9 protein-coding genes are annotated in these 14557 nt (G+C 60.2%); 3 read left to right on the top strand and 6 right to left on the bottom strand.

What is annotated here, in order from left to right; translation table 11 throughout:
- Positions 1–3: 3 nt before the first annotated feature.
- Positions 4–4140, bottom strand: a complete 4137-nt coding sequence (locus tag WCO56_09640) for a PQQ-binding-like beta-propeller repeat protein (protein MEI7729824.1) — start codon at positions 4138–4140, stop codon at positions 4–6.
- Positions 4141–4272: 132 nt separating this feature from the next.
- On the opposite strand from WCO56_09640, the gene WCO56_09635 reads away from it, so the two are divergent.
- The 3 genes from WCO56_09635 to WCO56_09625 all read left to right on the top strand — a co-directional run bounded on the left by WCO56_09635 (position 4273) and on the right by WCO56_09625 (position 6203).
- Positions 4273–5172 (top strand): DUF6268 family outer membrane beta-barrel protein, encoded by a 900-nt coding sequence (locus WCO56_09635; protein ID MEI7729823.1) that lies wholly within the window; start codon positions 4273–4275, stop codon positions 5170–5172.
- 130 nt (positions 5173–5302) lie between these two features.
- Positions 5303–5794, top strand: a complete 492-nt coding sequence (locus WCO56_09630) for a hypothetical protein (protein MEI7729822.1) — start codon at positions 5303–5305, stop codon at positions 5792–5794.
- A 4-nt stretch (positions 5795–5798) separates the two neighbouring features.
- Positions 5799–6203, top strand: coding sequence for a PaaI family thioesterase (locus WCO56_09625; protein ID MEI7729821.1), 405 nt, complete (start codon positions 5799–5801; stop codon positions 6201–6203).
- A gap of 61 nt (positions 6204–6264) precedes the next feature.
- On the opposite strand, the gene WCO56_09620 is transcribed toward WCO56_09625, so the two are convergent.
- The 5 genes from WCO56_09620 to WCO56_09600 form a co-directional block, all read right to left on the bottom strand.
- On the bottom strand, positions 6265–7296 hold the full coding sequence (locus WCO56_09620; GenBank protein MEI7729820.1) for a sugar phosphate isomerase/epimerase: 1032 nt from the start codon (positions 7294–7296) through the stop codon (positions 6265–6267).
- A 199-nt stretch (positions 7297–7495) separates the two neighbouring features.
- The gene (locus WCO56_09615; GenBank protein ID MEI7729819.1) at positions 7496–8932 is read right to left on the bottom strand and encodes an arylsulfatase; all 1437 of its coding nucleotides are present in this window, start codon (positions 8930–8932) and stop codon (positions 7496–7498) included.
- A 132-nt stretch (positions 8933–9064) separates the two neighbouring features.
- Positions 9065–11572, bottom strand: coding sequence for a hypothetical protein (locus tag WCO56_09610; GenBank protein ID MEI7729818.1), 2508 nt, complete (start codon positions 11570–11572; stop codon positions 9065–9067).
- A gap of 816 nt (positions 11573–12388) precedes the next feature.
- On the bottom strand, positions 12389–13333 hold the full coding sequence (locus WCO56_09605) for an SUMF1/EgtB/PvdO family nonheme iron enzyme (GenBank protein MEI7729817.1): 945 nt from the start codon (positions 13331–13333) through the stop codon (positions 12389–12391).
- Between the two features lie 178 nt (positions 13334–13511).
- Positions 13512–14552 carry a uroporphyrinogen decarboxylase family protein gene (locus WCO56_09600; protein MEI7729816.1) on the bottom strand — a complete coding sequence of 347 codons (1041 nt, stop codon included), beginning with the start codon at positions 14550–14552 and terminating at the stop codon, positions 13512–13514.
- Positions 14553–14557: the final 5 nt, after the last annotated feature.

Genomic DNA, 14557 nt, shown 5'->3' with positions numbered 1-14557 from the left:
GGGTTAATGGTCCTCCAGGATTAATTCGACGCCGGACAGGATGGGGCCCTGCGCGGCGGTGACCTTGGTTAGTTGGATGCGCACGTCGTTGTGTACCTCGATGTGGGGGAATTCCTTGACGAGGCCCCGGTTGACGCCGCCGGCGGCTTTCAGCACGTCGAACGCCTTGAGCACGGGTTTGCCTTGCAGCGCCACATCAAAGACGCGCTCCCCCGGTTGCACGGCATCCGGTTCCATGAAGTACAGGCGCACGGTGTAGCGGGCGGGCTTCAAGTCCGGCAGCTTGGAAGTGTTCAGCACTTCCACGGCGTTGGTCTCGCTGGAGGACGACACCTCATTCGTACTACCGCTACCGTGAGTGCTGTGCGTGGCATTTTCATCCTCATCGTCATCATCCATGCCTTCCCGGACCTTCGGCGCGGCAGGCAGCGGCGGCTGCTTGAGCATCTGCGGGCGGATGGTGATGGCCTGAAGGTCACGCAACCCAGACGCGAACACCCACGCGGGGCCGTCGCCCGTGACCGCGCTGGAGTGGTGGCGGAAAACGTTGGTGGCGGACATTTCAAAGGTGACCGGCAGGCGGGGAGAGATACCAGAATTGGCCGGATACTCCAGCCAGAGAGTGCCGTTCGCCACGCGGCGATCTCCGGGCGCGCCGAGATTGATGCCCACGCGTTGGATGCGGTCGCCTTCCTTGGTCTCCAAACCGGAATAATTGCAGGTCCACATTTCCATTTCCGGCATGGGGATCAAGCCCAAGGAGGTTTGGTTTTGGTAGGGGCAACTGCACGTGCGCGTATAATCGGGGGCGTTCAGGACGCCGTCCGCCACAATTAAATTGAAACTGCACGCAGATTTAAACCCGCCCAGGTTGCCGGTGCCGCTGTGAGTATCCAAGTCATAATAGCCGGCGGCGCCCGAGCGGAAGGTCATCAGGTGCTCGGCTGCAACCGGCGTGCTGCAACCGTAAGTGCGGTAAATCCGCCATGGCTGAACGGCACCCGTGAGGGCATTGGTGATCGTGTGGGGTTTGCCATCCAGCAGGCGGAACGCGCCAGCGGAAAGCTTGTACGAAGTGGGTGTAGTGAGAATCAGGTCATGGTAAAGGATGCAAGGGCCGGTATAGCGCAGATCAGAACGTTTCCAAACCACCGAGCCGTCCTTGGCGCTCAGCACCATCATCCCCTGCCCGGCTTCGTCCTTGAGACGATCCGTCGCAGCGGCTCCGGCATGAAGCAAGACATCATGTTCCTTGGAATAGCTCAACCACGAGCCGAAAATGTTACTGCTCTGCTGCCAGACGGTCTGCCCGGAACGTAGATCGAACGCCGCGATACGGTAACCGATCGCCGCTTTTCCCTCATGCAACTTGTATTTGCTCTCGCTGTTCTTGGGCAGGCGGTCGAGGCAATAGACGCGCCCGTTGCCAATGGCGATGCCGTTGTGAATGAAGCTGTGCTTGGCGGCGGTCTGCCAGAGGACGGTTCCCGTGTGGCGATCAAACGCCACCAGGCCAAGGCTGGCGGAGAAATCGGCCACGGGCGGTGGCCACGACAAATCAATGCCGAAGCGTTTGTTGAACTGGCCAAACTCCGCGCCGCCCAGCAGCACGTTATCGCTGACCGCGAGGAAGCCCCATTGCGGAGCTGGCTGCCCGGCTTTGGCAGGTAGCGTAATCGTGCGCAGAATTTCCCCCGTGACGGCGTTCACCACCACGCAATGATTGCTCACCGCCACATAAATGGCGTCCTCGGTGGCCACAAAGTTGGCCCCGCGTGCGTTCGCGCCGGGGAAATGTTTCTGATTATACAACGTGGTCAGCGGATCGGGGATATACGTTTCGTTATGGTAGATGCCGGTGGTGTCCAGGCCGGGGATCACGGTTTTCCAAAGGCGGCGGCCCGTGTAAACGTCGCGGGCGCTGACGCAATCCATGCCCTCGAGAATCAGGCGGCCACCCACGACTTGCTCCGAGGGGCCGTGGCCGTGGCGCGGCAGGACATCCATGTGCGTATTGCCGCCGAACCAAAGCACGCCGACTGGGAGCTTGATGTTCTGATCATCTGACTTCATGGAGTTCGCGGCATCGCCGTATTGGTGCGTCCAATTGGCCGCGCCGGGCAACGCCCCTTCGCGTTTAATCAAGAGACCATTCTCCGCTGTCTTCACTTGGGCTTTCGCGAGCCGGGCGCTTTTCACCTTTTCGGCCAACTCCGCACCGCCGGTGGCAGTCAGGAGCACGCCGCCGTAAGGCCGCAGCGATTCATAGACGCGATGCAGTACCGCCTCGTCAGCGAGCTTAGCCGAAACACTGGCATTAGCGAACATCACGCTGGCGAAATACGGCGGCGCGCCAAACGATTCCGGCGCGGCGACGATCAAACTGATCCGCGTGCCGTAAAGCCCGGCGGCATCGAAACGCCTCCGCAGCCGATCCACTTTGGCGGCGTCGGCATCCACGCCGATGATCTGTAACTTTGAGGCGTCGGCCAGCGCGGGAAGCAAATCATCCTCGTCCAGTCCCAGACAGAGAGCGTAACCGTCCTTGACGCCGCTTTGCGTGAGCACGCTTTGCGCCTTCGCCACGGTGGCAGGGTCGGGCGCAATGGTTTTATGGTCGTCCTTGATGACCTTCTGCGCGCCGGCACTCGCGCCGAACGCCAGAATGTGGCCCTCCTGCGTTACCGCAAAGAGCATCCCGTTCGCCGCGAGCAAACGCCAAACTTTTCCCTCGATGGGCTGCGTCCAAACGATGGTCGGCTTGGCTGCCCCGGCGGCACCCGCACCCGGCTTGGCGCGGGCCGGCATCTGTACCCCAATGATTACATTCGAGCCCCCGGCGTAGAGCACGTTTTTCGCGCGGATCAAATCGCCAGAGCCGTCCCCCTTCAATTCCCACTGCAGCGTTTTATCCGCCTTCCAGGCTTGGATCACTTTATAGACGGCATTCGTGCTGGACTTCTTCCGCGCGCTTTCCAAGGTAGCCTCGGCGGCACTCAGCTTTTTCTCCGCTCCGCCCAGGGCAGTCTTCAGCCGTTTGATGGCATTGGTATCGTTAAGGTACACGGCGTCCATGTAATCGCTCTTGGCGCGAAGCGCGCCGTAACGGGCGGCGTCCAACTTTTGCGATGCATCGGCCATACCGCCGTTGGAATTCGGGAAATCAGCGGCGCAATAATAGTGGCTAGCGCCCAACACCGGCTCATTGATGGTGAATGTGCCCTTCTTCCCGGTGGCCAGGTCAAACGCGCGCATCCCATGCCCGCGTGTGTGGACAAAAAAGTTGGTATGCCCGGCGATGACGAAAGAACCGCCGTTTCCCTTGCCCGAATCCGCCAGATGATAATACAACAATTTACCAGTCAACCGGTCAAACACTGCGGGAACCGAACGGCTGCCGGGGACGAGCAAATATTTCTCGGTGGCCACAAGCGCGCCTTGGGGGGCGACACCCGAAAAAGCCAGGGCCATGTGCGGCTGTTTCGTATAATTGGCCCCGGTACCGTCATTCACCCACACCACCTTGCCAGTCTCGGCGTCCAGCGCGTAAATATACGTTCCCATGAACGGCCAAATGCTCGCAGCGAAGTAGAGTACCCCGTCTTGGATCACCGGGCCACCCCGCGCGGGCCAAGCGGAAACCAGGCGTCCGTTGCCGAGCGCCTTGCGGTCGGAAGGGCCACCGCGAAATTTCCACACCAGCGCGCCATCGGCGGACTTCACGCAATACATGAATCCATCATCACTGACAAAATAGACCTTATCCTTCAACCCCACCGGGGCCAGCCGCACCGGGCCTTCGGTGTAAATACTCCACGCCTCGCGGCCCGTCTGCGTATCAAGCGCCACCACCTTGTCGCGGTCGTTAAACCCGATCACTAGGCGATCCCCGAGCACAATAGGCTCGAAGCCAGCGTCAAACGGCATGAGATCCTGGTTGAGCGGGTCTTCCCAGGCAGGCGTGCGTGGGGAATACTCATGAGACCACGCGGGGACAAGTTGGGCGGGCAATTTCTCCTCCGAATCCGCGCTGCGCCGGGCGTCATAACGCCATTGCGGCCAGTCCCCAGCCAGGACCGTTGCACTTTTACTGGCCGCAAGCAGCGCGACCACCCACACGAAACGGCGTACGCAATTCATTCGTAAAGCGCGGAAGCATGTGGAAATGGCAGACACTTGGCAATGCCTGATTTTGCTCAGATACGGGTTGCGTGGCGGCGCAGGCCAAGGCAAAATGCACGTCGTTCAATAGAACGACAAAATGAAATACGTATGAAACGAAATGTTTTTTGGCAGAAATCGGTATTGGTGCTCGGTGCGGTTGCCCTCACGCTGCCCAAGTTGGTGGGCGCGGAAGCGACCAGCGACGGTTACCGGGGCGAATTCACGGCGGGGGCTGGTCTCACCGCTGGTTCCCAACTCCGCGTTGGTGATACCAAGTTGGGAGGCTTACGGAGCTTCAACTATGATGCCGGTTACACCGCCACCACCCCGCTGAACGAGTTCCTCTCCCTCCGTCTGGGGCTGGGCTGGCACCGCTATGATTTCGACCGTCCGGCGGCAGCACCCGTTCCCAGCCAACTCCAATCCGTCGCCCTGCGCGTTGGTCTGAGCTGGCAGATTGCGGAAAAATGGAAAATTTCGGGCGACCTCGCGCCGGGGATTTACAGCGATTTCAAAGACATCAACTGGTCGGACTTCAACATGCCGTTCGGCCTGCGCGCCAACTTCAATCAAAGCCCCGAGGTGCATTGGATGTTTGGTTTCATGGTGAACGTCCGCAGCGAATACCCGGTGCTTCCGGCGGTGGGCGTGCGCTGGAAACTGGACGACAGTTGGACCCTGAACCTTATGGTTCCCAAGCCGGGTATCGAATACAAAGTCAATGACGCCCTTACCCTACTCGCCGGCGGCGATTTTAAAGGGGGCGCGTTCCGCGTGGCGCAGGACTTCGGCGACCGCAACGGACATCGCGAACTCAACAACCAGATGCTGTCGTATCGGGAAATCCGCGCCGGGGTGGGGTTACGCTACCAGATGTGCAAGGATTGGAGTGTCGTCGCGGACGGCGGCTGGATGTTTGATCGGCGCTTCCGTTTCAAAGAGCGGTATTTCTCGCTCCGCGCGCCCAACGCCCCCTACGTGCAACTGGGCATCCAAGCTAGCTATTAAAACCGGGGCTCCCTCGCCGGGACGGCCATTTTGCCGAACCGTAGGCCCTGCTCGGTTGTTTTACCGGCTGTTTACAACTTGTGAATAACTTTGCATTGCCGCGCCGCGCAGTTTGACACACATTGGTGACGTGGCAAAACCAGCATTAGGCCGTAATCTTGGAAATCTACTGGGCGAAACACGTGGCGCCGCCAGTGCGGAAAAAGTGATCGTCCCAGTCGCGGATTCCTCACAGGCAGTCGGTTCCGGATTGGAGACGCTTCTGCGCGGCAATCGCGCGGAGACGGCAGTGGAAGACGCCCCGATTCTTCCCAACCCCAACCCCGATAGCGTGAGTGTGCTTGCAGAACCCGAGCCCTTGGCGACAGAGCACGCCCAGGAGACCATCACCCCTCACCCCGCTATCGCCGAGCGTCCCACGCGCGAGGAATTAGAGACGCCGTTTCGGTTCCCCCGCTGGTTGTTGCTAACGGCGGATGGGGCATTGGTTGTGATGGCCGCTTTGCTTGCCTTTAAAAGTCCGATCCCGCTGAAAACATGGGAAACCGGCGTCTGCATGGTAGCCGTTCTACTTGGTGGATTACTCGCGCTTTCCGCAGTATTGTTCACCAAAAACAAGTGATCGCATGAAAGACGTGCTCGCGTGCCTGCATAACGACCGTTTTGCGGCGCTTTCAAATATCGAGTTAGTGGAAGTTTCCCTAGGCCATGCCCGGGCGAAAATGACCATCCAATCGCATCATCACAACGGCCTTGGCATCGTGCATGGTGGCGCGGTGTTCACCCTGGCGGATTTCACCTTTGCCGCCGCGTCCAACTCGCACGGCACCATGGCGGTTGCCATCAACGCCAGCATTTCCATCATGAAAGCGAGCAAGTCCGGGGTGCTTTACGCGGAAGCCAAAGAAGTCAGCCGAAACCCCAAGCTCGGAAACTACTCGGTCGAAATCAAGGACGACCAAGGTGAACTGGTCGCCCTCTTTCACGGGCTAGCCTATCGCAAGACGGATAAGTTACCGTCCAGCCAATAAGAAAGCGCCGGAGTTGGATTCCTCCGGCGCTGAATCGGTCTTGTGGTTTTTCCGCCTTCGATTAGGCGCCCATGCCATCTTCAAAGGAACCAGAGGCGAGCGGGAAGCAGAGATTGTCGCGCACGTAGCCAATGCCGTTGGCGCTGGCGGCGTCCAAATCGCGATACGCACTCTCGGCTTCGACCACCAGCGGGGCGGTCGGGCGCTGCATGATCTTCATGTAACGCTGCGGATAACCGGTCAGCACCAGCAATTCGGCGTAGCGGACCATGTTCAGGTCGCCGCTCGGGAGATCGGTGAACTGCATCGGGCGTTTCTGCCAGTTATTTTCCATGGTGCGCAAAGGCATGCCTTTACGGATCACGAAATTCTTCACGTGCGCGGCATAGATGCGGTCTGCGACCTTCAGAAAGCGGGTCTCAAAGGATTCACCTTCCCAGCAGTGGGAGGGATCGGCATTGACGCCCAGGCATTTGTCGCCGTCGCAAATCTTGACGAGCATATTGAAGTCATCGGCGCACATGGCGGCGGTGCCCGGATGGATTTCGTGAGCGAGATAGATGCCAAGCTTATTGGCATGGGCACGAATCTTCGCGGTCTTGGTCACAAAGCGCTCCTGGCCTTCCTTGATCAGGTCGTAGCCGGCCTGCCAGAATCCCCAAGGATATCCGGTCGCCATTTCCCAACCGAACGCCACGCCCCAGAACGTGGGCAGAATCTTGATGTCCAGTTCAATCGCCAGATCCATCAGCTTGAGCAGGTACGTTTCACAGTATTGTTCAATCTTCTCCGGCTTCATTTTGGCAACCTTTTCCGGAATGAACGGTTTGATGGTGGGGCTCTCGGTCCAAGCCGTCGTATGCACCCAAGTCGGGCAGTGGCAGGAGATACCGTCGAGCTTCAGCCCGCGCGATTCAAATGCGGCTTTGATTTCCTTGGCCGATTTGAGTCCACCCTTGCCGTCGTCCAGCATGTAGTTGGAAGGTTGCGCGCCCGCCGCGCCGGAGTTCTTGGCAAAATCCAGGAACTTTTCGAGCCCTTTTGCACCGTGTTGAGCGCCTTCAATTGAGGCGTGATAAATTGCTTGTGCCATATTTTTTATTCTATTGATTTAAACTGTGTTCGGCTTCCTAAATAGCGGGTACGCCGTGCAAATGCAACCGGGAAATTGAAGAAAATTTGCAAAACCGGCAAGGTTATGGGGCGGCATTGACCCCGCCCCGCCAGTTTTACAATAGCCCACACACAGAGCCGCCGAGGTGCCAACGGATATAGCCGCGAGACGAACGAGGCTATTTCTTTTTCCCTTTTTGCGCCGGGCGGCGATCCACCAGCGGCCAGTTCGGGTCATCCGTACGTGCGGTTTTCATCAGGGCTTCCGCTTTTGCCACCAGGTCTTTGTGGTCCGCCGCGAGGTCGTTCTTTTCTCCCGCGTCGGTTTTCAGGTCGTACAATTCAATCGGGCTGGAGGGACCATTGCGCACGGCTTTCCAATCGCCAAAGCGAATCGCCTGGAGGGACTTTCCTTCGTGCAGTTCCCAATAAAAATATTCCCGTTGGGGAGCCGGCCCACCTTTGAGGAAGGAGACAAGGGACAGCCCATCCATTGAGGCATTGCCGGGAAGCTTCGCGCCAGTCAATTCGGCGACGGTGGGCAGGAAATCCCAGAAGGCCCACGGTTCGTCGCTCACGCGTCCTTTCGGGACGACACCCGGCCAGCGGGCGATTGCCGCCTGACGCAGCCCGCCTTCGTACAGTTCCCGCTTGTACCCGCGCAATCCGTTCGCGGCCTGCTCAAAGAGTTTCCCAAGTTCCGATTTGGGTGGGAAGGAGGAGCCATTGTCCCCCGCGAGCAGGACCAGGGTTTTCTCGTCGAGCTGCAATTCCTTTAGCAAATCGAGCACGCGCCCCACATCAGTGTCGAGGCGCGTGACCATGGCGGCGTAGCTTTTCTGCTGCATGGTCCATGGCTGCGACGCGTAAAGCTTGCCGACGTCATCAATCTCATATTGCGCATGCGGCAGCGTGATGGAGTAATAGAGGAAGAACGGTTCGGCCTTGTGCGCGCGGATCCATTTCAGCGTTTCGTCGGCAATCAGGTTCTGGGCATACGTTTTGCCAATGCCTTTGCCATCGTTGCCCGGAAGCTCAAACCGTTGATCATCGTTATACAGATAGGTGGGAAAGTAACTGTGCGCGTGGCGCTGGCAATTGTAACCGTAGAAATGGTCGAAGCCCATCTTGAGCGGGCTGCCGGTGGTATCGAACAAACCCATGCCCCATTTGCCAATGCAGGCCGTCGCATAGCCCTGGCTTTTAAGCAAGTGGGCTACGGTGAAGGTGCCGGCGGGCACGGGCATCTGACCTTCGGGCTGAATCTCCCGATTGGCGCGAATGGGGCTGTGCCCCATGTGCCGTCCGGTCAGCAAAGACACTCGGGAAGGCGCGCAGACGGTGGTACCGCAATATCCCTGGGTGTAGCGGGTGCCTTCCGCCGCCATGCGGTCCATGACGGGCGTCTTGATGAGCTTTTGTCCGTAACACCCCACGTCGCCTTGCGCCAAGTCATCGGACAGGACGAAGATGATATTCGGTCGGTCTGCCGCGGCGGCATGGGCGTTGGCGACGCAGGCGCAAAGCAGAATCAAGGTCAGGAGACCGGTGGCCCGGACGAGCCAAGGGTTCGACCAGCGGGATGGACAGCTAACGTGGCGGATAGGAGTTTCCATAAGCGTGCGATATCGTTGGTTGGTTCGATTTAATGTTCGTGTATTTCAAATCTGTGTGCTCACGGGAGGCAACTTAGAGCAATCCCGCGCGATTTCAAGCACAGTCTGTCAGTTAGCCCGCCAGTTAATTGATTACCGCCCCTTCTCATTGACCACGCCGCGCGCGACCAGGCGGCGTTGCACTTCTCCGGCTTCCAGCGTGCCCGTCACCGCCACGGTTTGGCCGCGGGTCGGCACGGGGGTCAGCCGGGATTTGAAGACCGCGAGCCCCCCAGCGGCGACCTCCACAGAAAATTCCGCCGGTTCCACTGTCCCTTGGGCGGTGCTCAAGGCCACCCGTCCCTTGAGGGGCTTATCCTTCGGCGCGGAGACCACGGTCTGCACCACGCCCTCGGCGAGCACGGTAACGTTCAGGTTCGGCGCACGCGCATCTAGGGCATAGGACGGCAGCGGAACCAAGGTGTAGCCCATCGCGCCCATGGCGACGGTCTGGCGATAGGCGGGATCTTGCATGAACGTGGGGCGGCGGTCCATCGCTGGGATGGCCGTCGTGTAAATGCGCAGTTCGCCGGGCGTGGAGACGATCAGTTCCTCGCGCCAATCGCCCAAAACGTCCGCCACCATGACGACGGTGCCCTCAATTTCCTGCTGGACCAAGACGCTGTATAAGTCCCGAATGTTTCTCCCCTGATAGAGGATTTCCCGCTGCAGGTCGGCGTCCCAATAGACGGTCTTTTGGCCGAAACCGAAGTTGACGTCGCGGCTCAGCACTTCCCCCTTGGCGCTCCAGAGCCAGCGGTCGCCGGTCGGAATGTGGTTGGTGCAATCGGCGGCGTAGGCCTCGGCACCCGGCACGGCGGGATCCATGTCGGCGCACATGCCGAAGCTGTGAATATGCGTGGTGGGTTTGTTCCAACCCCAGAGAATTTTGCCGGTGGCCGCCTCGACCATGCACATGCCGTTGCTTTGATGGGCGGTTTCAACCCCGTAGAAAATTTGCAGGCCGGAGCGGGAGGGATCGAGGTTGCCCACGTACATGTGATCGGGATGCCCGAGGCCGGTAGTCCAGAGCGGCGAGCCGTTGTCATCCAGCACCGAGCTGCCGAGGATCACCTCGTCCCGCCCATCGCCGTCCACGTCCATCGTATGGGTGAAATGGCAGCCCTGGCCGGAATATTTCTTGCCGCCCTCGGCATCACGGAAGGTCCAGAGCGAGCGCAAGCCGTTTGGTCCCAGCTCATAGGCGTCCACCTTCATAGTGTTGTACGTGCCGCGCAGCGCGAGGATCGCCGGCGTCTTGCCGTCCAAGTACGCCACCGCCAATTGATTGCGGCTGGCATAATTATACTGCCGCTTGCCTTCGCCGAACCCGCTGCGATCCGGCCAGGGCACGCGCCCCTTCTCCTTGCCGGTCGTGCCATCCCACACCACCAGCCATTCCGGGCCGCTCCGCACGCGGCCATCCGGGTCGCGCGGGTCCCCTTCCCCGATCTTGGCCGCGACTTCCGCCCGGCCATCACCATCGAGGTCAAAGACGATGAAGGGCGAATACCAGATGCCCATTTCAATGGCCCAGCCGAGGTCCTTGCGCCAGAGCAGCGAGCCGTCACTGCGGCGGGCTTCCAGCTTGTACGTATTGGTGGAGGGCTTCCAATATTCGTCCGCCGGGTCAATGTTATAATTGGGCAACTTTATAACCATATCATAGCGGCCATCGCCATCCAGGTCGCCAATGCCCACCTTCTGGAACGTGGCGCCGGGCTCCAGCTTGAACCGCAGGCAATTGCCCACGGTGGCCGGCACGATGGCCGAGCCTTGCTCCGGCCCTTCCACGCCGCCGCGCACCGGGCGGACGCCATACCGCAACCCCTCCGCCTGCGGGGCGGTGCGATCCACAAAATCCGTGGTGCGCGTCACCGGCACAGCCGTCACGCGTTCCGGCGCCTGCCCCGGCACCGTGCGGTACACATGAAACGCGAGGTCGCCCGGGTCCTCGACCAGCAGCCGCCAGCCGACATACACTTCGGCATCCATGCGCAGCGCCACCACCCCGCGATCCAGCTTCTCCCGCACCCGCTCCTTGGCGAAGCCCTGCACCAACGGCTTCACCACCCGTTCCGGCACGCGCGTCAGCTCCACATAATCATAGTAACCAGTGCCGGGACTTCGCTCATCCGCGTAGCGATCATCCACCCAGAGTTCAAAGACGCCGTTCGTAATCACCACCCCTTCGGCCAGCAAGCCGCCTTTGAACGGCTGCCACGTGCGGCCATCCAGCGACACTCCCAGCGTTCGCACAATTTTGACGCTCACATCAAAGGTGCCCGCCGGAATGCCGGTAATCCGCGTATGCAACGGGGGCGCGCCTTCCTCGGGCGTGTTGCGCGTTTTCAATGCGGCGGGCGCGCGCAGCACCACCCCCTTGGACCACTTACTCTCCGCGTCCTTATCCTTGCTCCAGAGATTCCAATGATCCGGGGTATCCTTGTTTTCAATCCAGGCGGACTTGGGTTCGCTCCACGCCTCGGCCTCATAGCGCAACGGCTCCGGGGTCACCGCCGCAGGGGCCGCCGGCCCGGCCAAGGCGGCCGCCATACCAAGGACAATCCCTGCCAGCGAACGGATGTTTGACGAATGCATATCCAGGGAAGGTATTGCAAAGCGGCCCCCGCTGGCAAATAGAAAGACCCCTCAAGAAATAGACCGCTCCAGCCGCAACGGTCGGCGACCGCGGACCACGCCAGCGCCCCCGGAGGGCCGCCAGAGGTGCTGTTTAGCGCGGGCTGCTCCCTTCCCGACGCACCGCCTGCCCGGAAACCTCCCGGACCGTACTCGCCCATGTTTCCACGCTGCCCAATTTCATTTCTCGCGTGCCGAAAACCCAATTGGGCGTGCAGCAAATCGCTTGGGGGCTCCCCCCTGCCATTTAGGGGCTCCCCTGGCTCATTTGGGGGCGCGCTGAAACCCTTTGGGGGCTCCCCTATTTCATTTGGGGGCGTCCCCAAATCGTCTGGGGGCTCCCCTAAACCATTCCGGGGGTTCCCCAAACTCCATGGGGGCCACCCGAAACTCCGCAGGGGCCACCCGAAACTCCGCAGGGGCCACCCGAAACTCCGCAGGGGCTGCCCGAAACTCCGCAGGGGCTGCCCGAAACTCCGCAGGGGCTGCCCGAAACTTCACGGGGGCTGCCCGAAATGGCGGAGGGGCGCGCCCAAATGCGCCAAGGGCGGCGGAAAACTCCGGAGCGCCGCGCAGAAACGCGCCAACGATGCCCCGGAGAGCGCCAACGGTGCGGTTGCCTACCGGACGGCACGGGGTGCGGGGCATCCGGGTGCCAGGGGATGGTTTTGGGGCGCCCACACGGGCGGCAATGGAGGTATTGGCGCAGCCAACCAAAGCGGCGGCTCGATCCCCGACGCCCCGGCCTGGCCGTGCGCACTCCCGGAGAGCCGCAGGCTACGGCGCGGCTCCCAGAGTCACTATCACACGGAAACCAATACCGCTGACCCGATACTCAGGCGTGCTGAACCAACGGCGCGAGGACGGCAGACTGTCGGGAAGGCTGCGGTACCACGACCCCCCGCGCAATACCCGGTATTTCTGGTCGGTATCATACCAATCCTCGCACAACTGCCACACATTCCCGCCCATATCATATAGTCCAAACGGATTCGCCTTAAAGCTGCCCACCGGCGACGTCGTCGCGTACCCATCATCATAGCCCCCAATAAAGGTCCACTTATCGCCGAACTTCTGTCGGCTCGTCATATCCGAGTAATTGCCCGCCCCCTTCGGCGGCGGCCATTGGTTGCCCCATGGATAGACGCCTTCGAGTTTCATGTTCTTGTCTTTAGGTGTGCCATTACCATTCTTTTCTTTATCCCCAATCCCCACCGCGTAACTCCATTCCGCATCCGTTGGCAGCCGATACTCCTGATTGGTTCCCAATTTACCCTCGCCCTGTTCCTTCTTGGTCAGCCACGCGCAAAATGCCTTGGCGTCCTCCCAGCTTACCTTCACCACCGGATGCTCCGGCCCATCGCTCACTGGCACGCCTTTATATTCCACCTTCTTCCACTTCTCATCCACTCCCGGAACGGCGGCGGCATACGCGGCATAATCCTTCACCCGCACATCCCAGATGCCAAAGAGCACCTTGGTTCCCGGCACGGGGGCGAAGGGCATCCCGAGGCTGTTCGTCCAGCGCGCGCCCAGTTGCGGCACGGCGCTATTGGTCTCCGTCAGTTTCCCAACGGCTTGGTTCGTCCCCTGCCCGACCACAGTGAAGGCGGCGAGGGTGATCAAGAAGAGCAGCAGCGTCAGCAGTTGTTCCGGCGCACAACTCCACGCCCCGACTGCTTGGCCGGGGATCCATTGCGCGTTACTGGTACGGTTTAGCATGGGAGTAGTATGCCAGAAAATGGGGCGCGGGGGAAAGGGAAAATCGGCAGAGATTCCAAACCCCGCTCTCCGCCGACAACCAGCGGCGCACGCTTGATATGTGGCAGCGCATCAATTCCTGGTGCTGAGCGACAACGCTGCTGCCGGCCGGCGCGGGCAGTTACTGCTGCTCCAATTGTTAGACCCGCTTGCGCTCGGCATTGTAGGTTCCAAATTCGTGGCAGGCCTTTACCATTGCGACAAAACTCTGCGGATTGCAGGAGGAGTGAATACTGTTGGAGGAAGTGAGGATGTAACCACCACCGGGTGCCGCATCGGCGATAGCCTGCCGCACCGCTTCCCGGACTTGTTCCGTGGTGCCATGGCACAAGAGTTGCGCGCAGTCAATGTTGCCGGTGACACATACGCGGTCACCCACCAACCGCTTGACCGTTTTTAAATCCATGCCAGCCACGGGTTCCACCGGGTTGATGCCGTCCGGTCCGGCACTGACGATATCGGCGAGAATGGGATAGAGGTTGCCATCGGAATGCTTGATGCAAAATGCGCCTTCGGCGTGAATCAGGTCCACCATTTTTTTCAGACGCGGTAGAATGTACTGGCGAAAATGCGCCGGGCTCATCATCGGTCCTTGGTTCCCGGCATAGTCATCTCCGAGAATAATCACCTCCGCTCCGGCACGAATGGCACGCTGTACAATGCGCATGTTGCAGGTCAAAACCTTGTCCATCAGCACCTCGACTAATTCCGGCTCGACCAGGAAATTCAGCAGGAGGTTATCCAGCCCCGTTAAGTAAGCCGACCACATGAAGGCGGCGCGATGATGAAAGCAGATGGCGCGTTTGCCTTGATAGCGCGATACCAGGTCGGGCAGTTTTCCCAGGCGATGCGGGGCATCGGGATCAGGAGTCTGGTAGCGCTGAGCATCCTCCAGCGTCGCCACTGGTCCGTGATGCGGATGGGCCACGGCTTCCGGGCTGGGAATATAGGTCACGCCCCATTCATCCACAAATGATTCATCGGCATTCTGCCTGATGATATCAAATTTGGCACCGCACCCCACGGCATCCATATCCAGTTGGTCCATGGCGTCCGCCACATCATGGCAGCCGGGTACGGCGGCACGGGCCACCTTTTCATCCACGACAAATTCGATCACCGGCACGCGGTCGGGCTGACCACGGCGCAGGGCGGTATGGACACGTTCGACGGAGTTCATAACGT

It is taken from the genome of Verrucomicrobiota bacterium, assembly GCA_037139415.1.
Classification (GTDB): domain Bacteria; phylum Verrucomicrobiota; class Verrucomicrobiia; order Limisphaerales; family Fontisphaeraceae; genus JBAXGN01.
The sequence above is the reverse complement of the archived record's forward strand: the minus strand, read 5'-3'. Positions and strand labels throughout refer to the sequence as shown.